The sequence below is a fragment of the Pseudarthrobacter sp. MDT1-40-2 genome, assembly GCF_059383595.1.
The window spans coordinates 744,264-767,094 of record NZ_JBWZCL010000002.1 but is presented as its reverse complement, the minus strand read 5'-3'; the positions used below and the strand labels follow the sequence as shown (position 1 = coordinate 767,094).

The following is a 22,831-nucleotide window of genomic DNA, read 5'->3' as shown; positions in this document are numbered from 1 at the left end:
ATGCATGCAACAGCAAAGCCAAGCCAGCCACACCGGCTATCCCGGACTGCCCGCGTCCTCACAGCGGGCGCGGCCTCGGCAGCCATCGCCTTCACGGGCGTCCCGGTAGTCCATGCGGACACCGCCCTTCCGGCGGCCGGATCAGGCGTACGATTCGACTTCGGACCGGGCGCTGTCGCTGACGGTTACACCAGGGTCGACGCGGGAACCGCCTACTCCACCACCGGCACCTTCGGATTCACGAACCCGGCGGCTACTTCGGGCGCCGACCGCGGCACTGATGACCCGCTGCGCAGTGACTTCGTCCAGGCGCAGGGCACCACCTTCCTCGCGGACCTGCCCAATGGCGACTACACCGTCAAGGTGGTTGCGGGCGACGCCACTGCGGCCACCAACATCGCCATCACCGCTGAGAAAATGGCTAAGGTCCAGCTCACCGACAAGGCGGCGGGCCAGTACCTGGAAATGGAGTTCCCCATTTCGCTGGTGGACGGCCAGCTGAATCTCGATTTCTCTGGCAGTGCCGCAAAGATCAACGCTTTGGTGATCACTGCCCGTGCACCGCGAACCGCGACTGCCGATCCCGGCGTCTACCTTGCGGGCGACTCCACCGTTCAGACCTACGACGTGGCTTTCGAACCGCAGGCCGGTTGGGGACAGATGATCGACCGCTACCTTGACGACAAAGTGGCGGTCTACAACCACGCCATCGGTGGCCGCAGCTCCAAAAACTTCATCAGCCAGGGCCGTCTGGATGAAATCCTCCGCGTGATCAACCCGGGCGACTACCTGATGGTGCAGTTCGGCCACAATGACGCCAGCATCGGCATCGATGACCGATACGCCTCTCCTGCGGACTACAAGGAGTATCTGCGGACCTACGTGCATGGCGCCCGGCAACGCGGGGCTACTCCCATTCTGGTCACCCCGGTTGGCCGCCGGGACTTTGACGCCGGCACGGGCCAGTTCCGCGTCAGCTTCCCCGAGTACGTAGCCAAGATGCAGGAACTTGCCGCCGAGGAGAACGTCAAACTCGTTGACCTGTCCGCCTCCAGCCGTGCGTATTACAACGAAATCGGCCCGGAAGTAGCCAAGTCAGTCTTCCTGCACGTCGACGCCGGTGTCTACCCGGGGCGGCCCAACGGCACCGCCGATGACACGCACTTCCAGGAATACGGTGCTATCCAGATCGCCCGCCTGGTGGCCGGCGGAATCAAACAGCTCAGCGTTCCGCTTTCCGGGCGCGTGCTTGAGGTGTCGCCGCCGTCGGCTGTTCCTGCCACACCGCAGGGACTGGTGGCCGGCAGCATTTCCAATGCCGGCGCACTCCTGAAGTGGCAGCCGGTGGAAGGCGCGGACATCTACAAGATCTACCGCAAACTGGCCTCCGAGCCGGACGAGGCCTACAAACTTGCCACTACGTCCACCGTCCCAACGGTGAACCTGAACGGCCTCGCCGAAGGGACCGCCTATAGCGTTCGGGTAGCGGCCATGAACGGCAAGGGCCTCTCCGCCTTCAGCGACCCCCTGGCGCTGACCACCAAGCAGGCCAAGTACAAGTTCGACTTCGGCCCGGTTGGCTCGCCCCTGGAGGCCGGCTACACGGAAGTGAACCGCACCATGGCCCACACAGCCGAGCGCGGCTACGGATTCAAGGACATCTCCGTCCTTGCGGACCGGGACCGCGGCACCGCCACTACCAATCTCCTGCGAGACTTCGTGCTCAGCAGCACCAGCTTCGAATTCCTGCTGGACGTTCCCAACGGCACCTACGCCCTAAAGACCTACCACAGCGACTGGATCGGTTCCACGAGGACCGATGTCTCGGCTGAGGGCCGGTCCTACGGCACTGTCACGTCCGGCCGGGCAGCTTCGAACACGAAGGTCATCAACCAGGTTCTGGTCACCGACGGGCAGCTCAACCTGGGAATCAGCGGATCCGGTCAGCGCCTAAACGGGCTGGAAGTCACCCCGCTGTTGATCGGGCCCACCAATCTGCGGTCCACCGGCGTGAACGCCACGGCCACGCCGCCGTCGGTGTCCCTCGCCTGGGATGCAGTGCCTGACGCCGCTTCCTACAAGGTGTTCCGCCAGGGCTCCTACGAAACCGCCCCGCAACTGGTGGCGGAGAACGTGGCCTCGACCGAATACACGGACACCACGGCGTTCGCCGGTCTGGCGTACAAGTACCACGTGATCGCTGTCGACAGCACCGGACTGGAATCCGTGCCGTCCAACACCGCTGACGTGTCCCTGACCGACCCCTCGGTCGCCATCCCGGCAGCCCCCGCCAAGGTGGACGTGAAGGGCATCGAAAAGACCAGCGTCAGCCTCAAATGGCAGAAGGTCAAGGGCGCCACGGCGTACCACGTGTACCGTTCGACGGCGGCAGACGGCACCTTCTCCTATGTGGGACGGTCCGACGAGGTGGATTTCACCGACACCACGGTACTGACCACCATCAAGTACTACTACCGCGTCACCGCCATCAGCCCCGGCGGCGAGTCCGCGGCGTCACCAGTGGCGGCCACGGACCGCGTCACCGTGCTGAACCGGCAAATGGAGGCATTGGACCGAGCACCCGTGGCAATGGTCACCGACGGCGGCATCCGCCTCGGGTGGAGGATGCTGGGCCGGGATCCACAGAGCATCGGCTTCCATGTAATCCGTGACGGCGTCCAGCTCACGGTCGATCCCATCCGGGACACCACCAGCTTCCTCGATGCCGAGGGAACTGCTGTCTCGAAGTACGTCATCAAGGCAGTGGGCAACGGGCCGGACCAGTTGACTGACGAGTTCAGCCCCATCTCCGGCGATTACCTGTCCATCAAACTGGACAAGCCGGCCAACGATTACACCAAGGACGGACAGCCGTACAGCTACTCGGCCGGGGACGCCACCGTGGCGGACGTGGATGGCGACGGCGAGTACGAGGTCATCCAAATGTGGTCACCTTCCAACTCCAAGGACAATTCGCAGGCAGGCTACACCGGCCTGGTCTACGTCGACGCGTACAAAATGGACGGCACCAGGCTCTGGCGCATCAACATGGGCCAGAACATCCGCGCCGGCGCCCATTACACGCAAATCCTGGCGTATGACTACGATGGCGACGGCAAGGCTGAGATCGCCATGAAGACGGCCGACGGAACCCGTGACGCCGCCGGTACGGTCATCGGCAATGCCAACGCCGATCACCGCAACAGCACCGGCTACGTCCTCACAGGACCGGAATACCTGACCGTGTTCCACGGCGCCACCGGCACTGTCATGGACACGGTCGCGTACGAACCCGCGCGCGGCGACGTAGGCGGCTGGGGCGATACGTACGGCAACCGCGTCGACCGTTTCCTTGGCGCTGTCGCCTACCTGGACGGCGAGCGGCCTTCCATGATGTTCAGCCGCGGCTACTACACCCGCACAGTGCTGGCCGCCTACGACCTGGTAAACGGCAAGATCGTCAAGCGCTGGATCTTCGACTCCAACGTTGCGGGTGACCAGTACGCAGGCCAGGGCAACCACAACATGTCCGTGGCAGACGTTGACGCGGACGGCAAGGACGAGTTCATCTTCGGCTCCATGACCATCGATGACAACGGCCAGCCGCTGTACAACACCGGCCTGGGCCATGGTGATGCCATCCATACCAGCGACCTCGATCCCACCCGTCCTGGGCTGGAAACCTTCGCAGCTCACGAGGACATGGGAAAGAGTGGCTTCCTGGGCGCTACCTTCCGCGACTCTGCCACCGGTGAGGTGCTCTGGAGCATTCCGGCAGCCAAGGACACCGGCCGCGCCGCAGCAGGAGACATCGATCCCCGCCATCTCGGCGCGGAAGGATGGGCAATCGGCGGTGACGGAGCCTGGAACTCCACCTCCGGAGAACTGCGTTCGGCCAAGGGTGAACTGCTCAGTAACACCATTCCGGCGGCCAACTTCCTGGCATGGTGGGATGGTGACCTGCTCCGGGAGATCGTGGACCACGACTGGGACGCGGCTGCCAATACCGGCACGCCAACCATCGCCAAGTGGAACTGGAACACCGGAAGCAGCGACCGGTTGCTGACGGCGGCCGGCGCCAAGACAAACAACAGCACCAAGGGCAACCCGGCCATCCAGGCGGACCTGCTCGGTGACTGGCGGGAGGAAATCGCCTGGCCATCAGCGGACAGCACCGAACTCCGGATCTACACCTCGGCGTCGGCCACTGATGTCCGCCTGCGGACGTTGATGCACGATCCCGTCTACCGGCTCTCGGTAGCCCGCGAGAACGTGAGCTACAACCAGCCGCCGCACCCGGGCTTCTACCTGGGAGTGGGAATGGAGACGCCAACGATGCCGGACATCGTCTACACCCCCGCCGGCTAGCCGGCAACGGGCGGCTCTCCGGGGCTCGGGCAACAACAACACTATGGTGCCCCTTCCGCAGATGGCGGAAGGGGCACCATTTGTGTCAGGGAAACCGGCGGGTAACGTGGACCCTCAGTAAGATCGCCTGATGAGTGAGACCGGCAGCAATTCCGTCACCCTTCGTTTCCTGGCAGCACCCACGGATGTGGGCCACAGTGGTTCCGTGGATGCCGGCACGGTTCTGGAATGGGTGGATAAAGCCGCCTATGCCGCCGCCGTAGGTTGGTCCAAGTCGTACTGCGTCACCGCCTACGTGGGCAACATCCACTTTGCCGATCCCGTCAACAGCGGAGACATGGTCGAAGTTGAGGCAACCATCGTCTACACCGGCCGTTCCTCGATGCACATCCAGACAGTGGTGTCCTCGGGGGACCCCAAGGGCGGATCCGCCACCATGCGCAGCCAGTGCCTGGTGATCTTTGTGGCGGTGGGGCCGGACGGCAAACCGATTCCGGTCAGGGAATTCATGCCCACGACTCCGGAAGAAGCTGAACAGCATGAGCAGGCGATCGCCCGGATCGATGTTCGCGAACGCATTGTCCAGGCGATGAATGCCCAGGAATATACCGACGCCGGGACGGCCGAACGTGTGACCCTGCGATTTATGGCGGCCCCCACCGACGTCAACTGGGGCGGCAAGGTGCATGGCGGGATTGTGATGAAGTGGATCGATGAAGCTGCGTACGTCTGCGCTTCACGCTACTCAGGCAGGGACACAGTGGCCGTGTTTTCCGGCGGTGTGCGCTTCTATCGGCCTTTGCTGATCGGCCATGTGGTGGAGGTTGAAGCGCGCCTGGTCTACACCGGAACCAAGGGGATGCACGTGGCCGTCCATGTCCGCTCCGGCGATCCCAAAACCCGCGAACTGAACCTCACCACCTACTGCCTGACCGTGATGGTGGCCCGTGATGCTGAAGGCACCTCAGTTCCCATTCCGCAGTGGGTGCCGGCCAGCGATGAGGACCGGCGGCTGCACGCGCACGCACGCCAACTGTTGGAAATCCGTGGAACGGCGCCCGGGAACAGGTTGCCCAACCACCTGCTGCCGGGGTAGCCGGTCCGGGATCCGGCTAGAAGCCGCCGCCTCCGGCGTCTCCGGCCATGTTCGCGAAGCGCGAGTAGTGGCCCTGGAAGGCCACCACGATGTCCTTGGTGGGGCCGTTACGGTGCTTGGCGATCAGGATGTCAGCTTCGCCGGCGCGCGGTGATTCCTTGTCGTAAACATCCTCGCGGTGCAGGAGGATCACCATGTCCGCGTCCTGCTCGATAGAGCCCGATTCGCGGAGGTCAGAGACCATGGGCCGCTTGTCCTGGCGCTGTTCGGAACCACGGTTCAGCTGGGACAGGGCTATCACGGGGACCTGCAGTTCCTTTGCCAGCAGCTTGAGCGCACGGGAGAACTCGGAGACTTCCTGCTGGCGGGATTCCACCTTTTTGCCTGAGCTCATGAGCTGCAGGTAGTCCAGGATAACCAGTTTGAGATCGTGCTGCTGCTTGAGCCGGCGGCACTTGGCCCGAATCTCCATAAGGGACATGTTGGGGCTGTCGTCAATAAACAGTGGAGCGTCGTTCATGCGGCCCATGGTGGTGGCGATCTTGGACCACTGTTCGTCCTTGATGGTGCCCTTGCGGAGATCCTGGAGTCCGATGGTGGCTTCTGCGGAGAGCAACCTCATGGCTATTTCGTTGCGGCCCATTTCGAGCGAGAACATTACGGTGGCGAGGTTGTTCTTGATCGCGGCGGAGCGGGCAAAGTCCAGGGCGAACGTGGATTTACCGACAGCGGGGCGCGCGGCGATGACGATCATCTGGCCCGGGTGCAGGCCGTGCGTGAGTTCGTCCAGCTCGTAGAAGCCGGTGGGAACGCCCACCATGCCCTCACCGCGGTGGCCGGAGGCCTCGATCTCGTCAACCGTGGCCTCCATAACGTCCTTGAGGACCACGTAGTCCTCGGCCGTTCGGCGTTCGGCCACAGCGTAGACCTCCGCCTGGGCCTGGTTGACCAGGTCCTCCACCTCGCCGTCCGAGCCGTAACCCAGCTGGACGATCTTGGTTCCGGCGTTGACCAGCCGCCGCAGGACAGCACGCTCGGCAACGATCTCCGCGTAGTAGCCGGCGTTGGCCGCGGTGGGCACGGTCTGGATGAGCTCGTGAAGGTAGGCCGGCCCGCCGATGCGGTTAATCTCGGCGCGTTTAGTCAGTTCGTCGGATACGGTGACGGCGTCAGCGGGTTCGCCACGGCCATAGAGGTCAAGAATGGCTTCATAGATGGTCTCGTGCGCGGGACGGTAGAAGTCCTGTCCGCGGAGGAGTTCCACGACGTCAGCGATGGCGTCTTTGGACAGCATCATGCCGCCCAGCACAGACTGTTCGGCGGCGATGTCCTGCGGCGGCTTACGGCTGCCTTCCGATGCCCGGCTGCCCTCAAGCGAGTCCAGATGCGTAACTGACAAAGCTGCCGTCCTCCGTTGTGTGCCGCGCAGAAGCCTGCGGCGGTGGTACTTCAATAGCTGCTGCTACCGAACCTGCTGACTTCACAGTCAATCCGGGAGGACTGACATTCCCTGGTGGACGTTCAAGCAAACACCCGTCGAAGCGGGGGTTTTCCACAGTTTCCACAGGTTTTCCACATAGTCGTGGATCATCACGGCCGGGGAGTCATCCCAGCCCGCAACTGTGTCGGGGAGCCAGCTGTTCGGACGTTCGCAACAGCTATCCCGCTACGGTAGTCCTCCTTCATCAAGGCGCCAAGCCCGCCTTCCCCACCCCCTGTGGATAAGCTGTGCAATAAGCCGCCCTGCTTGTGCACAGCTTGTGGGCATTGCTGTGGACAACAAGAATCTTTTTCTCGATAAGGGCCTTTGACCTGCGGAAACATAGGTTATGCCGTGTGGACTAAATCTTTTTTTCCTCAACCTTCATCCACAACCCCAACCTCGAAACTGGGGATAGGGCAAGGTGACAACCCGTCACGGTCGGGGATTTTATGCCCTCACTGTGATGTATCACACAGCGAATGGATAATTTCGGTATGAACGCTGCCCGATTTATATGCGTTCCGGGGAATATGCTGTGGATAACCGTCATCTGGCATAAGCTCTAAGCATGGGCGACATATTGATTCTGGCTCTACCTGTAATCCTCGTGGCCGTTGGTTGGGGCCTGGCCACCGCCCTCAAACCGCGGGACAGCGGAACATCCGACGCTGAGCGTTACCAGCAGGTGCTCGCGGCCAAATCCGCCGAGCACGACCGCGCCCAGGTGCGTGCCGCCATGGAAGCACATGCCCGCATCGCCGCATCCACCCGGCCCAGCCAGAACACTGCCTCAGCAACAGAACAACAGCAGGCAGCCGCGGCCCGCGGAGCCCAGCAGGGTCATCCGGCCGCCGCCCAGCTCAACCCACAGCTACTGATGCAGCTGCAGGGCCTGGTGCGGGACGGCCATAAGATCCAGGCCGTCAAGCTGCTCCACCAAGCAACGAACCTGGACCTCGTCAACGCCAAGAATTACGTAGATCGGCTCTAACTCCCATGGAATCGCTTGTTATCCCTATCCTGATCCTGGTGATTGTGGCCGCAGGAGTGGCCTTGGCAGCGCGCGCACTCTCCCGGCGTTCCGCAACTGGCGGAAGCACGGATGCAGCTGCACCACGCACCCAGGAAGCCGCAGCCGCGAAGGACCAGCGCGAGCTCGCCCGGCAGGCTTCCGCCAGGCTGTCGGCCGAGCAGCACCGCCGGATTTACGCCCTGATCGCCCAAGGGCAGGCAGTTTCGGCCATCAAGGCCTACAACGAATCGACAGGCCAGGGACTGCGGGCCGCCCGCGACGCCGTGGTGGCACTGGCGGCGCATCCACAGCCACCCCAAATGGAGCAGGCAGCGCCGGAACCGAAGGCCGACACTGGTGGACAGCCGCAGAGGTTCCCGTACCGCTACCGTGCGATCGCGAGCAAGGGCGATGTCACGCGGGAAGTCAGCAGTAACATGCTCAACGATGAGATCTACGGCCGCATCAAGGGCATAGCCGGGAACGGCAACCCGGAGGCGGCCGCGGCCATGCTGGTCCGGCATTCGGAGATAAGCCTTCCGGAAGCCCGGGAATTCATCGCACTGCTGGACTAGCCAGTCGGGGGTTGTGGATCAGCCCGGTGTGAGGACGCAGAACTCGTTGCCCTCCGGATCGGCCAGGCACCTCCATGGCGCGTCACCCTGGCCGACATCGGCCTCAGTGGCGCCCAGTGCCCGCAGCCGGGCTGTCTCTGCCGCCTGGTCGTCACCCGGGTACGGCATCAGGTCCAGATGGACACGGTTCCATACCGTCTCCGCTCCCGGCCTTCGCACGAATTCCAGGTACGGGCCAACCCCTTGGGAAGAACGCAGGCTCGCCTGATCATCGGTTACCGTAAGCAGGGTCCAGTCGGTCGCAGCACTCCAAAACCACGCCATTGCCCGCGGATCTTCGCAGTTGACTACTACTGCCGCGATGGGTCCGGTATCGGCGTAAATCCCGCGGGGCTCCAGAACACAGAACAGGTTGCCTTCGGGGTCGGCCAGGACCACCCACGGCACATCACCCTGGCCAATGTCTGCGTGCTCCGCACCCAGCTGTATCAGGTGCGCAACCAACTCTGCTTGATGCTCAGCGGAAGTGGTAGCCAGATCGAGGTGCGCGCGGTGCCTCACCGACCCAGGGTCCGGAACCGTGACCACATCGATGCAGAGGGCGGCAGGGTCCGGCCAGTCGAAGCCCAAAGGTTCAACGTTCGTCACCCCCGGGCCCTCGCTGGATACGCTCCAGCCGAGCGCGTCGGCCCAGAACCGCCCGAGCGTGGAGTCGTCCCCGGCCTTGAAATTTACCTTAACAAGTCGCAGTGCCATGCCGCCTTATCCCAGTGTCCGGACTGTAACCGGCACAGGTGACACCCGCTAGAAGTCGAAGAGGTCGCCCAGCCAGTCGTCCTTCTTCTTCCGGCGGCGGCCCTGCTGGTCATAACCGCGCTGATCGTAGCCGTGTTTGTCGAAGCCCCTGTCGTTGTAGCGGGGTTCCTTGTACCGGGGCTCGTCATAGCTGCGGGACTGCCGCTGCGGCTCAAAATTGCCGTAAAGGGGAGGCGGGGCCATTCCTGGCTGGGGAGCGGCAGGCGGTGGTGGGGCTGTCTGCGCCGAAGGCGCTGCCGGTGCACCGTCGAGCTGCGCATGGCGGTCAAGGATCTTGTCCAGTTCACCCCGGTCCAGCCATACACCGCGGCATTGCGGGCAGTAATCGATCTCAACGCCGCTGCGTTCGCTCATAACAAGGTCTATTGAATCCAAGGGACACTTCATGCCGGGGTCAACGAACGGTCCCGGCAATTAGTTCGCGAGCGCTCGACGGATGACCGAGAGCACCAGCTACGCCGGAGTTACCTTCCGGCGGAAATGCCCTCCAGCAGCTGTTCAAACGGCAGGGATTCCATTACTTGCGGCTTTCGGCGTGCAGTTCCGTTGCCTCTAAGCATCCCTGCAAATTCCGTGGCTGCCCGCTCAATCCTGGCGGAAAGGGACGTACCGCCGTCGTCAGCGCTGCCCCAGTCCTGCGGACCGGCAAAGATGCCGGTGGGCACTATCCGGGAGCGTAGGTAGCTGAACAGGGGCCGCATGGCGTAGTCCAGGACCATCTGGTGGCGGTCCGTGCCGCCCGTGGAGCCCAGCAGGACAACTGTGCCGTCCAGGGACTTGGGGTCCAGCACATCGATGAAGGACTTAAAGAGTCCGCTGTACGACGCGCTGAACACCGGGCTGACGGCGATGATGCCGTCCGCCGCTTCGGTGGCTGCAATGACCTCCGCCAGGCGCGGGGCCGCGTAGCCGGTGACGAAGTTGTTGGCAATGTCCACGGCATAGTCGCGCAGTTCCACCACCTGCACCTCGGCACGGTAGCCGGCCCCAGCCAGGTGCCGCTCCGTTGCAGCCGCTAGCTGGTCGGCCAGCAGCCTGCTCGACGACGGGACGCCCAGTCCGGCGGAAAGAACGGTTATGCGGCGGGTTTCCATTGCCCACTCCTCACTGATCGGAACATCATGCGTTTGCATCTATCCGGTCAACGGTACACCCGGCGGGGTTATTCCCGAAGGAGATCTGCTCTTAGGCAAGCACGGTTCCCCGGATGCACGTGACCGCGCCCCCGACCACCCGGATGTCACCGCCGCCGCAGCGGCGCTGCTTATGCCGTCGCTGCTCGATTCGAACAAACTGACACCGGATAAAATACCGTTGGGCGATCACAGAAGCGAATGAAGCTCCAGTTAGGGAAAAATGAAAAAGCTACTGCTCCGGGATCTACCCCGGGTCGCTCTGCCGCTTGTGGTCTCGGTGTATCTATTCAACGTGGCCATGCACGATGGCCTGGACCTGTTGGTCTATTGGGCAGGAGCGCACGAATTCCTCACTGGTGGCGATCTCTACGCCAGTGGGCTCCCTGGCACGCCCTATGGCGGCATGGCATTCACTTACCCACCTTTTGCTGCGGCCCTTATGGCTCCTCTCGCGCTGATGCCGGTAGGCGTGGCCTTGGCCTTCCAGACCCTTCTCAATCTCGTTCTCGCCGGTGCTGTTGGCTTGCTGATTACACAGCACCTGCGCTCCAAAGACGTCCTACCCGCGAGCACCGAGCGGTACCGGTTTTGGACCGATGCCGCCGCCATAACAGGTTTGATGCTTCTCCTGGGCCCTTGGCGGAACTCCCTTGCTTTGGGGCAAATCAATCCTCTTCTCTTGGTGCTGATCTCCGTTGACCTCCTGGCCGGCACCCGGCGCCATCCCAATGGATTCCTGCCAAGGGGAATACTCACTGGCGTTGCTGCGGGTATAAAACTCACTCCCCTGGTGTTTATGCTCTATTTCGTCATGCGAGGTGACATCAAAAGCGCCGCAAGAATGATGGCTGCCTTTGCGGGCACCGTAGGACTAATGGTGCTGGTGGCGCCCGGTCTCTCGGCGCAGTACTGGCTGTCAGCCCTTGGCGAGACAAATCGGGTGGGTACACTCTCACGCTTTGAAAACATTTCCCTGCGCGGATTCATCAGCAGGCTGGAACTGGACCCGGCCGCTGGCACAGCGCTGTGGGTTGCCTCATGCACCCTCGTCGTCGCCGTCGCCGCATTCATCACATATGCTTCCCGGTATGACCCCGACCCCTGGTGTGCGGCGGCTGCCACCGCCGTTGTAATGTTGCTCATTTCTCCCGTCTCCTGGGGCCATCACTGGGTCTGGGTAGCGATTATCGTCCCAGCCCTTCTAGGCCGCTCCCGGGACATAACCCGGTCACGGTCCGCCCCGCGGCGGCTGTTGACGACACCGGCCGGGCTCCTCTGCCTTTTGATGCTGGCCTGCTTTGCCTTGCAACCCGTAGAGGCCGCCCAGGTTTCCGGGTCAGCCACCCCTTATGCTGCAATTTCGTGGATATCGGAGATGTTCGTGCAAAGCGGCCTTTTTGTGGCTGTCTTTGTGCTTGGTTGGCTGGCCGTCAGTTACTCGCGACCAACCAAACAGGATCAGGACTGGAGCTTACGCGGGCGCTCCTCTACGGTCTTGTAATCTCAGCCATCTATCCAGCCCACTTAAACAGCAAGCCCCGCTGTCCGGCTCCAAAAAGGAACCAGGCAGCGGGGCCGCAAACAGCCGGGAAGGCTACTTGCCTGCTACTACGTCGAGCTCGATTACAGCGGAAACGTCAGCGTGGAGGCGGACGTTTGCCTGGTAGGAACCAACCGACTTGATGTGTGCCGGCAGTTCAACCTTGCGCTTGTCGATGCTGCCAAGGCCAGCGGCCTCAACAGCGTCAGCAACGTCAGCCTGCTTGACGGTGCCGAAGAGACGACCGGACTCGCCGGCCTTGACAACCAGCTTGACCGGCTTGGCCGAGAGGGCAGCAGCCTGCTTCTGGGCATCTTCCAGGGAAGCGTGCTCACGTGCAGCGCGGGCAGCCTTGATGGACTCAACCTGCTTCTCGCCGCCCTTGGACCAGGTCAGGGCAAAGTTGCGGGGCAGGAGAAAGTTACGTGCGTAACCGTTCTTAACCTCGACAACGTCGCCTGCAGCACCGAGACCGGTTACTTCGTGGGTCAAAATGACTTTTGCCATGTTAGTTAATCCCTTCCCTTAGCCGCGGCCAGCGCCGGAGTAAGGCAGCAGGGCAACTTCGCGGGCGTTCTTGATTGCCTGGGCGATTTTGCGCTGTTCCTGCACCGTGACGCCGGTAACGCGACGGGCGCGGATCTTTCCGCGGTCGGAGATGAACTTGCGCAGCAATGCTACGTCCTTGTAGTCGATGACAGTGATGTCAGCGGCCTTCAAGGGGTTGGACTTTGGTTTGGGCTTACGGAGTTCAGCCTTAGCCATCGTGGAGCTCCTTTTCTATGGAGCCCGTGGATATTGATCCACGGGATGGTGGTGGCACGACGTCGGCAGTGCTTTGGATGCCGTACGGCACCCGGGTGATCCCGGCGTCGGGCCTTAATTTTTTTGTTTTAGAAGGGCGGTTCGGAATCGGGGCCGTTGCCCCAGCCACCTGCGTTGGAGACACCGGGCGTTGCCCATGGGTCCTCCTGTGCAGCCGGCTGGTTGCCGCCGCCCCAGTTTCCACCGGAGTTGCCACCCTGGTTCGCACCAGGATTGCCGCCGCTATTGGCACCGCCAAAGCCGCTGTTACCGCCACCAAAGCCGCCCTGCCCGCCGCCGGAGCGCTGGGTGCGGTTGACCTTGGCATTGGCATAGCGCAGGCTGGGGCCGATTTCGTCGACCTCAAGCTCCATGACGGTGCGCTTTTCGCCTTCTTTTGTCTCGTAGGAACGGCTCTTCAAACGGCCGGAAACAATCACGCGCATGCCCTTGGTGAGGGACTCGGCAACGTTCTCAGCAGCTTCACGCCATACAGCTGCGCGGAGGAACAGGGTTTCCCCGTCCTTCCACTCGTTGGACTGGCGATCGAAAGTACGTGGGGTGGAAGCGATGGTGAAGTTCGCTACTGCCGAACCTGACGGTGTGAACCGCAGTTCCGGGTCATTGGTGAGGTTACCGATGACCGTAATGGTGGTCTCGCCTGCCATCTACTGCCTCCTTAGTTCGATCCTGGATGAAGAGTTCCTGCGGGTGAAGAATGCCGGTGTTGCTGAATTACTCAGCAACAACCTTCTGCTCTTCGGGGCGGGTGATCTTGATGCGCAAGATGGTCTCGTTAAGAGACAGCAGGCGGTCAAGTTCCTTGGCGGTTTCCGGCTTGGCGGTGAAGTTCACCACGGCGTAGATACCTTCGGACTTCTTCTTGATTTCGTAAGCCAGACGGCGACGGCCCCAGATGTCAACCTTTTCGATGGTTCCACCATCGTTGGTGATGACAGACAGGAACTTCTGAAGCGACGGCTCAACGGAACGCTCTTCGACCTCGGGGTCGATGATTACCATCAATTCGTAAGGACGCATATGTGAACCCACCTCCTTTGGGCTAAACGGTTACGGCATTTCCGTAACAGGAGGTTCATTTGCGATGCTGTGCGGTGCCGATTCTCCAAATCGAAGACAGGGCGCAGCACAGACTTCACTATCTTAGTGCATCTGAACCGCTTAGGCGATTCCATCCTGCACTCAAGAGTATTCGGCGTGGCGTCGGCATGGAATGTGCTCCTGACCTATGTGGATAACATCACGAGGTTAGAGTGCAGATCATGGAAACCTTTGTTTCTCCGCGGGGGCACAACAGCCGCATCAGATTTGTGGCCATGATCGTCACAGGGCTGGCTGCAGCAGCGGCCATGATTGCCACCGGGCGGTGGCTTCAGGCTCCCGCTGCAGCCTGGGCCGCCGCCGCACTGGTCTACGTCAGCTGGGTATGGGCAGTGGTGGGCCGAATGGGACCGGAAGACACCAAAATCCACGCCACGGCAGAGGACCCCTCGCAGGGCACCATCGATCTCCTCATCCTGGCGGCCAACCTCGCCTCTCTGGCCGCGGTGGCGGTCGTCATTGTGGACTCGTACCAGGGCCAGGGCTCCCAGCTTGAAGGCGCCGCACTGGCCCTGGCCAGTGTTGCCCTGTCCTGGATGCTGGTCCAGACGCTTTTTTCGCTCCGCTATGCCGGCCACTACTACGGAGGACAGCAGGACGGCGGCGTCAATTTCAATCAGGAGCAGCCGCCCCGGTACTCCGACTTCGCATATCTCGCCACCAGCATCGGCATGACATACCAGGTGTCCGACACCAACCTGGAGAACTCACTGATCCGGCGCAAAGCCCTGAAACACGGCCTGCTTTCCTATTTGTTCGGCACGGTCATCCTGGCCACCACCATCAACCTTGTGCTGGGCCTGGCCGCGTAGGCCGCCCGGTCGACGACCATCAAGCTCGAGGGTCGCCCGTCCCGAAGCAGCGGTTCGACGTCGAGAACGCATTGCCGGATCGCCGACTGGTCCGCCCGTGAGGTGCCGTAGGGATTCGTATACGCCACAACAGGTTCCCCGACAGCCCTTCTTTCGAGCTGCCGGTGAGGGTCTTGCGCTTCTACTACTTAGCGCTACTATGTACTGGTAGCTAGTATCACTGAGTAGCAGGAGGATGTTTCCGATGGGCAAGCAGATGACGGAGATGCTCAAGGGGACATTGGAGGGCATCGTTTTGGCCCTCCTGACCGGGAAACCCGCTTACGGGTACGAAATCACAACCTGGCTCCGGGCCCAGGGTTTCTCCGAGATCGCCGAGGGCACCGTGTACGCGCTGCTGGTCAGGATCGAACAAAAAGGCCTGGTGGACGTCGAGAAACGTCCATCCGAGAAAGGCCCGCCGCGCAAGGTGTACTCACTCAACGAGCAGGGAAAGCAGGAGCTCGAAGAGTTCTGGAAAACATGGAGCTTCCTGTCCGAACGAATAGAACAACTCAACGAAAGAGAGAAATAGCCATGGCTGCCAAATGGATCGAATCACTCGTCGGGCCGCTCGAGCAGAAGAAGCAGTACAAGCAAGCCAAGGCGCGGCTGGATGCGCTGCCGGAGCCCCACCGCACCGCGGCGGCCGCACTCCACAGGTATTTCCTTCACTACGGTGGGGTTACCGACGGCGACACGATTGTGCAGATGCTCGCAGACCTCGCGGACCTCTGGGAGCGCGCGGCGGTGGACGGCACCCCCGTGGGTGACATCGTCGGTGAGGACCCTGTCGAATTCGCGGAGGCCTTTGCCCAGGCCTATGGCGGCAAGCGTTGGATCGACAAGGAACGCACCCGCCTGATCGAGGCCGTTAAAGAGGCGAAGGCGAAAGAGCCGCGATCATGACCACCGCAGCGATCAAGCGCGGACCTGCCATCAGGGTGCAGGGCGTGGAGAAGTCCTTCAAGGAGCTTCATGTCCTGCGGGGTGTGGACTTCGAGGTCGCCCCGGGGAGCATCTTCGCCCTTCTTGGTGCAAACGGCGCAGGAAAAACCACCATGGTGAAGATACTCTGCACCCTGTTGAAAGCGGATGCCGGCACCAGCATCGTCGGTGGCTTTGACGTCACCCAAGAACCGCTGAAGGTCCGGGAGTCCATCAGCCTGACCGGCCAGTTCGCGGCGGTTGACGAATTGCTCTCCGGCCGGGAGAACCTGGTGATGGTGGCCAAGTTGCGGCACCTGAAGGAACCTGGCCGCGTGGCGGATGACCTCCTGACACAGTTTAAACTCACCGAGGCAGGTTCACGAAGGGTGGCAACGTACTCAGGAGGCATGCGACGCCGCTTGGACATCGCCATGAGCCTGATCGGGCGGCCGGAGGTGATTTTCCTGGATGAGCCCACCACCGGGCTGGACCCCGAGGCGCGCCTGGACGTGTGGCGGATCATCAAGGACCTCTCCGGGCAAGGAACCACCGTCTTGCTCACCACCCAGTATCTCGACGAGGCCGAGCAGTTGGCGGACCACATCGCCATCCTGCACCTGGGACGCATCATCGCCGACGGCACCCTTGCCGAACTCAAGCGGCTTCTCCCGCCGGCAAAGGTGGAATACGTTGAGAAACAGCCCACCTTGGAGGAAATCTTCCTCGCACTCGTGGGCAATGACAGCAAAGAACCAAGTGAGGACAGGTCATGAGCGCACACTTTCTCGCAGACACCGCCGTCCTGCTTGGCCGGTCCATGCGGCATATCTTCCGTAGCGTGGACACCATCATCACCACCACGATCACGCCGATCGCCCTGATGCTGTTGTTCGTCTACGTGTTCGGCGGTGCCATCATGGCGGACACCGGGAACTACGTTGATTACCTGTTGCCGGGCATCATGCTGATTGCCATCGCGTCAGGCATCGCATATACAGCCCTCAGGGTGTTCACGGACATGACCAGCGGCATCTTCGAGCGGTTCCAGTCCATGCCCATTGCGCGGTCCTCTGTGCTGTGGGCCCACGTCCTGACATCCCTGGTGGCGAACGGGCTCTCTCTGGTGATCATCGTGCTGATTGCTCTTCTCATGGGTTTCCGTACCTCGGCAAGCGTCCTGGAATGGCTCGCCGTCGTCGGAATCCTGGCGCTGTTCACCCTGGCGCTTACCTGGATCGCCATTATTGCCGGCCTCGCGGCGAAATCGGTGGATGGTGCCACCGGGTTTTCCTACCCGTTGATTTTCCTGCCGTTCATCAGCTCGGCCTTCGTTCCCACCGAGACCATGCCCGGTCCGGTCCGCGCCTTCGCCGAAAACCAGCCGGTCACCTCGATCGTGAACACTATTCAGCACCTGTTCTCAGGACAACCGGTGGGCGGCGACATCTGGGCCGCACTGGCCTGGTGCATCGGCATCCTCGTGGTGGCGTACGCCTTGGCCATGTTGGCCTACCGGCGCAAGGTCAACTAGACCCACCACCACACGCGGCAAAGGATCACATTAAAGGGTCAGCGCCGGCTCCGCGAAGAACGCCTGGCTCACCTGGGCCAGCCAGTGCGGGTCCTGGACGCCACACAGTTCGCGCACCGAGTGCATGGACAGCAGGGGCACTCCGACATCCACCGTTCGGATACCAAGCCGGGTTGCCGTCAGCGGTCCAATGGTGGAACCGCAAGGCATGACGTTATTGGAGACGAACTCCTGGTACGGGACGCCCGCCTGGCCGCACAGCCTGGCCCACAGGGCAGCACCCGCGGCATCGGTGGCGTACCGCTGGTTGGCATTGATCTTCAGCAGCGGCCCGCCGTTCAGCACAGGATGATTGGCAGGATCGTGCCGTTCCGGGTAGTTCGGGTGGACAGCGTGGCCGGCATCGGCGGAAACGCAGAACGACGCCGCCAGTGCCTGCCGCCGCTGGCTCACCGTCGCACCAAAGCCGTCGGAGATCCGGGTCAGGACATCTTCAAGGATGGGTCCGCAGGCACCGGACCGCGAGTTGGACCCGATCTCCTCATGGTCGAAGGCGGCGAGCACGGCGATGGGGGAGGCGGCAGAATCGGAACCCGGTTCAGCCGAATGCCGTATCAGCGCCGTCAACCCGGCATGGGTAGCGGAAAGGTTATCCAACCGCCCGGATGCGAAGAACTCACCCCGGGCCCCGAAGACCGCAGGCGCCTGCGTATCCGCGATCACGACGTCGTACCCGCCGATCTGCGACGGATCCACGTCGGCACCGTCTGAAACGTGGGCGGCAAGTACGCCGAGCAGGTCCGCATCGGCCGGGTTTCCCAGTCCCCACACCGGATTCATGTGGCGCTGTTTGTCCAGGGTCAGGCCGTCGTTCACGGCCCGGTCCAGGTGAATGGCCAGTTGCGGGAAGCGCAGCAGCGGCCCGGTAGCCGTGAGGTGCTCGGTGCCGTCCAGCATTACCAGGCGCCCGGCCAGGCGCAGTTCACGGTCAAGCCAGGAGTTCAGCAGCGGTCCGCCATACACTTCGACGCCGGCCTGCAGCCAGCCGAACGCCCCGGTGGTTGGTTTGGGCTTGAGCTTGAAGGACGGCGAATCAGTGTGTGAGCCAAGAATGTGGAATCCGGTGGTGGGTCCGGCCGATTCCGGCGTCACCCAGGCAATCAGCGCCCCGTCCCTGATGATGTAGAACCTGCCGGCAGCGGCCGGCCATTCGGCGAGCTCGTTCAGCGCGGTAAAACCGGCGGCGTCCAGCCTGCGGGCCGCCTCGCGCACTGCGTGGAAGCTCGACGGCGAGGCGCTGACGTACGCTCCCAGGTCCTGGATGTGCCGGACCGGGGCCGGCGTCCGGGCGGGAGAATCCGCTGTGGCAGTACCTTGGTCAGTGGAAAGTGAAGGCATGCTTTCGAGTCTAATCGCGCGCATCAGGGGAGGTGGTCAGTAGTCCGGATTGCTGGGCACCACCAGACCGGTCTCGTAGGCGTAAACCACAGCCTGCACCCGGTCGCGCAGGTGCAGCTTGGTGAGGATTCGGCGGACGTGGGTCTTCACCGTGGCTTCAGACAGGAAGTAGCGGTGCGCAATCTCGGCGTTGGACAGCCCTTCCGCCATGGCCCCGAGCATCTCCGTCTCCCGCGGCGTCAGGTCCTCCAGCAGCGGATCCCTCGGGGCGGGCGGCGTGGGGGAAGAGTTGTTGCCCCACACATACGTCTCAAGGAGGCGCTGGGTCACCCTGGGCGCCACCACGGCATCACCGCTGGCCACGACGCGGACGGCCTGCACCAGTTCCTCCGGCGCCACGTCCTTGAGCAGGAACGCAGAGGCACCCGCCTGCAGACCGGCGAAAGCGTACTCGTCCAGGTCGAACGTGGTCAGGATGATCACCCGTGAATCAGCCGCCGAATCCGTGATTGCCCGGGTGGCGTCGATGCCGTTCAGCAGAGGCATCCGGACGTCCATCAGGACGACGTCGGGATTGAGCTCGCGCACCAGACGCACCGCATCCGAGCCGTCACAGGCTTCGCCCACGATCCGCAAGTCATCTTCGCCCTCCAGGATCAGCCTGAACCCGACCCTCAGCAACGGCTGGTCGTCCACCAGCAGTACGGTGATCTCCCTGTCTCCAGTCATTCTTCCCCCAATATTGTTCATCTATCCGCTGTTCAGTTCTTACTTGTTACTCAGGCCGGTCGCCGTTCCAGTGGAGCACCGCATGGACCCGCCAGCCGCCGTTCCCGGCCGGCCCTGCTTCCACGGTTCCTGCATAGATCCGGGCCCGTTCCCGCATGCCGGCCAGGCCCTGTCCGGTTCCCTGGGATGCCTGCGGTAAGGCTGACTTGGCTGCCGCGGCGGTGCCGGCGGCAGCTGCGCCGCTGCCGTCGTCGAGCACTTCAATGGTGACGGTGCTGCCGTCCCGTTCAATACTGACATCCACGCGGCCCAATGACCTGCCGTAGCGCAGCACGTTAGTCAGCGATTCCTGCACAATCCGGTACACCGTCAGCCGGAATGCCGCGTCCTCCGGAAGGGCCGGGCCGGAATGCGAATACTGCAGCGGCAATCCCGCGGTGCGGAACCCGTCCAGCAGTTTTTCCAGGCTGTCCGCCGGCGCCAGTGGTTCCCGGGGCGCACCATCCATGCCGGTCTCATCACGCAGCACACCCAGCACGCGGCGCATGTCCGCCAGTGCCATTCGCCCGGTGCGCGAAAGCTCTCCCAGCACCTCACCGGCGCGGTCCGGGCTTTTCCTGACAACGACGGCGGCACCGTCGGACAGGCTGATCATCACCGTGAGCGAATGGGCAACGACGTCGTGGATTTCCCGGGCGATCCGGTTCCGTTCGTTGACGGAGCCCAGGGCCGCTGTCCGGGCAGCCCAGGCAGCGATTTCCTGCTCGTGCTCACGGCGCTGCTGCACGGAAATGCCGATTCCGGTGGCGATGACGTTGGAGAGCAAAATGGTGGCACCGGTAGCGATGGTGATCACCACCGGCAGGATCTCCTGGTTCCCCCCTGGCTCCCTTCCCGTCAAGGCGTCCACGGGAACTTCCGCGGCCATGACATACATCAGGACCAGGGGAATGGTGACGGCGGCCAGGGTGACATAAGTGGCCCGCCGGCTGCAGCGTACTGCGACCGCGTACAAGGAAAACCATAGGGCCACGGAGACGTTGACGCCCCAAGGGTGGATGAGCGCCACAGCAATTTCAACGACTGCTGCGTAGGCTGCCAGCACCAACGGATGCGTCCTGCGAAAAAACAATGCCGGGATCACGGACAGCAGCAGCACGGAGGCCGGCCAGCGGCCGGCCCCGATGGCGTCCACCACCGTTGACACCACCAGGACCAGATAACAGACAGCCACCACGGCATCCATGACCCGCGGATGCAGGTGCAGGTAGCGCCTTACCCTGCCCCTGCGTCGCGCAGCGATTTCAGCAAAAGACGCGTCGGCCGAAGTGGCCGCCGCGTCCTTCACCGAAGTTTCACTCATGGTTTGAGCCTAGTACTCCAACGATTAGCTGAAATTCAGCCCGACCTGGGTCAGACGTCGCGCCGCTTGAGCACAAGAGTGGCTGGAACCAGGAACAGCAGCACGTAGCCCAGGAAGAGCAGCCCGCCCTGCCACGGATCAATGACGCCGTCCTGGTGGCCGATGGCCAGGAAGCGCCCGCCTGCCTCTGCCGGCAGGTACTGGGGAACGTACTTCCAGAACTCGCCAGGGGCGAATGTCAGGAACTGGGAAGCGAAGGGCAAGACGAAGAAGATGCCCACCAGGACCGTGATCGCGCCCGCCGAGTTCCGCAGCAGCACACCAAGGGAGAGCCCGATCAGCGCCACACCGGCCACATACAACCCACCCGTAAAGACGCTGTAAATAACACCGTCCCGCCCCCAGTCGAGGTCAATGCCCCGCCCCTGGAAAACCGGCATCGCGATCATGAACGTGGCCACGGCGGCCACGGTAGAGATGACGTACGCAACCACGATGAGGATGATCGCTTTGGCGGCAAACGCCGGGATCCGCTTGGGAACAGCACTGAGCGTGGAGCGGATCATGCCGGTAGCGTATTCGGAGGAGATAAAAAGGACGGCAAGCGACCCCAGTACCAGGATGCCGATCTGCAGCCCTGAGTTGGGCAGGTTGTAGAGGTCCATCTGGGAACCCGGCGGGAAGGATTGCTCCAGCTGCTCAGGCGTCAGGGTTTGGCCTGCTTCTTCTGCCGAGCGGGCCATCTGGTCCAGGAAGGTGTAACGGAGCAGGACAGCGAGGGCTCCGACGCCGACGATGGCAACCAGGGTGGCCGCCAACAGCAGCTTGGTGGACAACAGGGTCCAGAGCTTGATCCACTCGGACTTCAGGATGCCGGCGAAGCTGACGCCATGGGTTCCGGCCGGGGAGCTGATGGGGGAGCCGGCGGTAGAGCCGGCAGAGCGTCGTGCAGTCGTAGTGGTCATGGTCCTTACTTCCCTGCCGGTGCTGCGGTGGACTGGTTATGAGACTGGTTGGCCGGCTGCATGCCGCCGTCCGTAACCCTTGAGTGGTATTCCACTTCGTCGCGCGTGAGCTCGAAGTACGCCTCTTCCAGTGAAGTTGATTGAGGTGTCAGCTCATAGATGAGGATCCCCTGCTCGAGTGCCAGTTGGGCGATCTGGCGGGAGTCCAGGCCGGTGACCCTCAATGTTTCGGGTTCGTTCTGGTCAACTTTCACCCCGTTGCCCACCAGGATTGAGGACAGCTGCGAGGCCGCAGACGTCCTGACCAGCGTGGCCTGCTGCCTCGAGCCCGACAGCACCTCGGCCATAGGGGCGTCCGCAATAATCCGGCCGCGGCCGATCACCAGCAGGTGGTCAGCGGTCTGTGCCATTTCGCTCATCAGGTGGGAGGACAGGAAGACGGTTTTCCCCTGGCTGGCGAGGTAGCGCACCAGGTTCCGTACCCAGAGCACGCCTTCAGGATCCAGGCCGTTGACCGGTTCGTCCAGGATCAATGTCTGCGGATCGCCAAGCAGTGCTGCGGCAATGCCCAGCCGCTGGCCCATGCCCAGCGAGAAGCCGCCGGCCTTTTTTCGGGCTACTGCTTCCAGGCCGGTCATCTCGATGACCTCGTGCACGCGGGACAACGGAATGCTGTGTGTCGCGGCCATTGCACGGAGGTGGTTGTAGGCACTCCGGCTGGTGTGCACCGCCTTGGCGTCCAGCAGCGCTCCCACCTGGTGCAGGGGATCCCGGTGTGCGGAGTAAGGCCGGCCGTTTACGACCGCGGTGCCCGACGTCGGACGGTCAAGTCCCATAATCATGCGCATGGTGGTAGATTTGCCGGCGCCGTTGGGGCCAAGAAAGCCTGTCACCTGGCCCGGGCGAACGGTGAAGCTGACCCCCGCGACAGCTGTTTTGCTGCCATAGACCTTGGACAGGTCTTTTACCTCAATCATGTGGAAGCGTTTCCTTTACCTTGCGAAGCCTTACGGAGCGATGCCTGAAAGTGTTCAGCTTTCACCGTACCGATGATCAGCTCCGGAAACGCCGGTCTCAGGGATGATTCAGGGTGTAGTCAGGGTCGTCCCGAA

Annotated in this window: 24 protein-coding genes; 11 read left to right on the top strand and 13 right to left on the bottom strand. The window is 62.6% G+C overall.

The features are described 5' to 3' along the window. Together AC50X5_RS09770 and AC50X5_RS09765 are read left to right on the top strand one after the other, a co-directional pair. On the top strand, positions 1-4,368 hold the full coding sequence (locus AC50X5_RS09770) for a rhamnogalacturonan lyase family protein (RefSeq protein ID WP_494976088.1): 4,368 nt from the start codon (positions 1-3) through the stop codon (positions 4,366-4,368). Positions 4,369-4,498: 130 nt separating this feature from the next. After that, on the top strand, positions 4,499-5,464 hold the full coding sequence (locus AC50X5_RS09765) for an acyl-CoA thioesterase (protein ID WP_494975875.1): 966 nt from the start codon (positions 4,499-4,501) through the stop codon (positions 5,462-5,464). A gap of 16 nt (positions 5,465-5,480) precedes the next feature. On the opposite strand, the gene dnaB is transcribed toward AC50X5_RS09765, so the two are convergent. After that, positions 5,481-6,863 (bottom strand): replicative DNA helicase, encoded by a 1,383-nt coding sequence (dnaB, locus tag AC50X5_RS09760; protein ID WP_494975874.1) that lies wholly within the window; start codon positions 6,861-6,863, stop codon positions 5,481-5,483. A 652-nt stretch (positions 6,864-7,515) separates the two neighbouring features. Between dnaB and AC50X5_RS09755 the strand changes: the two genes are divergently transcribed. Together AC50X5_RS09755 and AC50X5_RS09750 are read left to right on the top strand one after the other, a co-directional pair. Further along, entirely contained in the window at positions 7,516-7,938 is a 423-nt protein-coding gene (locus AC50X5_RS09755; RefSeq protein WP_494975873.1) for a hypothetical protein, read from the top strand. A gap of 5 nt (positions 7,939-7,943) precedes the next feature. Further along, entirely contained in the window at positions 7,944-8,534 is a 591-nt protein-coding gene (locus tag AC50X5_RS09750) for a hypothetical protein (RefSeq protein WP_494975872.1), read from the top strand. Between the two features lie 18 nt (positions 8,535-8,552). On the opposite strand, the gene AC50X5_RS09745 is transcribed toward AC50X5_RS09750, so the two are convergent. The 3 genes from AC50X5_RS09745 to AC50X5_RS09735 all read right to left on the bottom strand — a co-directional run bounded on the left by AC50X5_RS09745 (position 8,553) and on the right by AC50X5_RS09735 (position 10,444). Beyond that, positions 8,553-9,290: a VOC family protein gene (locus AC50X5_RS09745; protein ID WP_494975871.1), complete on the bottom strand. Its 738-nt coding sequence runs from the start codon at positions 9,288-9,290 to the stop codon at positions 8,553-8,555. Between the two features lie 48 nt (positions 9,291-9,338). Beyond that, the gene (locus AC50X5_RS09740) at positions 9,339-9,737 is read right to left on the bottom strand and encodes a TFIIB-type zinc ribbon-containing protein (protein ID WP_494975870.1); all 399 of its coding nucleotides are present in this window, start codon (positions 9,735-9,737) and stop codon (positions 9,339-9,341) included. 77 nt (positions 9,738-9,814) lie between these two features. After that, on the bottom strand, positions 9,815-10,444 hold the full coding sequence (locus tag AC50X5_RS09735; RefSeq protein ID WP_494975869.1) for an FMN reductase: 630 nt from the start codon (positions 10,442-10,444) through the stop codon (positions 9,815-9,817). Here AC50X5_RS09735 and AC50X5_RS09730 point away from each other — a divergent pair. Then, entirely contained in the window at positions 10,428-10,688 is a 261-nt protein-coding gene (locus tag AC50X5_RS09730; RefSeq protein ID WP_494975868.1) for a hypothetical protein, read from the top strand. The genes AC50X5_RS09735 and AC50X5_RS09730 overlap by 17 nt on opposite strands. 18 nt (positions 10,689-10,706) lie before the next feature. Next, positions 10,707-11,987, top strand: coding sequence for a glycosyltransferase 87 family protein (locus tag AC50X5_RS09725; protein WP_494975867.1), 1,281 nt, complete (start codon positions 10,707-10,709; stop codon positions 11,985-11,987). A 93-nt stretch (positions 11,988-12,080) separates the two neighbouring features. On the opposite strand, the gene rplI is transcribed toward AC50X5_RS09725, so the two are convergent. The 4 genes from rplI to rpsF form a co-directional block, all read right to left on the bottom strand. Further along, positions 12,081-12,533: a 50S ribosomal protein L9 gene (gene rplI / locus AC50X5_RS09720; RefSeq protein WP_463935847.1), complete on the bottom strand. Its 453-nt coding sequence runs from the start codon at positions 12,531-12,533 to the stop codon at positions 12,081-12,083. 18 nt (positions 12,534-12,551) lie between these two features. Beyond that, on the bottom strand, positions 12,552-12,791 hold the full coding sequence (gene rpsR, locus AC50X5_RS09715) for a 30S ribosomal protein S18 (RefSeq protein WP_003800144.1): 240 nt from the start codon (positions 12,789-12,791) through the stop codon (positions 12,552-12,554). A gap of 128 nt (positions 12,792-12,919) precedes the next feature. Continuing rightward, the gene (locus AC50X5_RS09710) at positions 12,920-13,498 is read right to left on the bottom strand and encodes a single-stranded DNA-binding protein (protein WP_494975866.1); all 579 of its coding nucleotides are present in this window, start codon (positions 13,496-13,498) and stop codon (positions 12,920-12,922) included. Positions 13,499-13,565: 67 nt separating this feature from the next. After that, positions 13,566-13,871: a 30S ribosomal protein S6 gene (gene rpsF, locus AC50X5_RS09705; protein ID WP_494975865.1), complete on the bottom strand. Its 306-nt coding sequence runs from the start codon at positions 13,869-13,871 to the stop codon at positions 13,566-13,568. A gap of 242 nt (positions 13,872-14,113) precedes the next feature. Here rpsF and AC50X5_RS09700 point away from each other — a divergent pair, with 242 nt between their 5' ends. From AC50X5_RS09700 to AC50X5_RS09680, 5 genes are all read left to right on the top strand, one after another. Further along, complete coding sequence (locus AC50X5_RS09700) at positions 14,114-14,764, top strand: DUF1345 domain-containing protein (RefSeq protein ID WP_494975864.1); 651 nt, start codon at positions 14,114-14,116, stop codon at positions 14,762-14,764. 244 nt (positions 14,765-15,008) lie between these two features. Then, positions 15,009-15,338, top strand: a complete 330-nt coding sequence (locus AC50X5_RS09695; RefSeq protein WP_494975863.1) for a PadR family transcriptional regulator — start codon at positions 15,009-15,011, stop codon at positions 15,336-15,338. Between the two features lie 2 nt (positions 15,339-15,340). Next, positions 15,341-15,712, top strand: coding sequence for a DUF1048 domain-containing protein (locus AC50X5_RS09690; RefSeq protein WP_494975862.1), 372 nt, complete (start codon positions 15,341-15,343; stop codon positions 15,710-15,712). Next, entirely contained in the window at positions 15,709-16,506 is a 798-nt protein-coding gene (locus AC50X5_RS09685; RefSeq protein ID WP_494975861.1) for an ABC transporter ATP-binding protein, read from the top strand. Before AC50X5_RS09690 ends, AC50X5_RS09685 begins: the two co-directional genes overlap by 4 nt. Beyond that, positions 16,503-17,264, top strand: coding sequence for an ABC transporter permease (locus AC50X5_RS09680; RefSeq protein WP_494975860.1), 762 nt, complete (start codon positions 16,503-16,505; stop codon positions 17,262-17,264). Before AC50X5_RS09685 ends, AC50X5_RS09680 begins: the two co-directional genes overlap by 4 nt. 30 nt (positions 17,265-17,294) lie before the next feature. Here AC50X5_RS09680 and AC50X5_RS09675 read toward each other — a convergent pair whose 3' ends face one another. Genes AC50X5_RS09675 through AC50X5_RS09655 form a run of 5 tightly spaced genes read right to left on the bottom strand, consistent with a single transcriptional unit; the run spans position 17,295 to position 22,696 of the window. After that, positions 17,295-18,662, bottom strand: a complete 1,368-nt coding sequence (locus tag AC50X5_RS09675) for a M18 family aminopeptidase (RefSeq protein ID WP_494975859.1) — start codon at positions 18,660-18,662, stop codon at positions 17,295-17,297. A gap of 36 nt (positions 18,663-18,698) precedes the next feature. Continuing rightward, positions 18,699-19,391: a response regulator gene (locus tag AC50X5_RS09670; protein WP_494975858.1), complete on the bottom strand. Its 693-nt coding sequence runs from the start codon at positions 19,389-19,391 to the stop codon at positions 18,699-18,701. Positions 19,392-19,437: 46 nt separating this feature from the next. After that, entirely contained in the window at positions 19,438-20,754 is a 1,317-nt protein-coding gene (locus AC50X5_RS09665) for a sensor histidine kinase (RefSeq protein ID WP_494975857.1), read from the bottom strand. Positions 20,755-20,804: 50 nt separating this feature from the next. Continuing rightward, positions 20,805-21,719: an ABC transporter permease gene (locus tag AC50X5_RS09660; RefSeq protein WP_494975856.1), complete on the bottom strand. Its 915-nt coding sequence runs from the start codon at positions 21,717-21,719 to the stop codon at positions 20,805-20,807. A gap of 5 nt (positions 21,720-21,724) precedes the next feature. Next, complete coding sequence (locus AC50X5_RS09655; RefSeq protein WP_494975855.1) at positions 21,725-22,696, bottom strand: ABC transporter ATP-binding protein; 972 nt, start codon at positions 22,694-22,696, stop codon at positions 21,725-21,727. Positions 22,697-22,831: the final 135 nt, after the last annotated feature.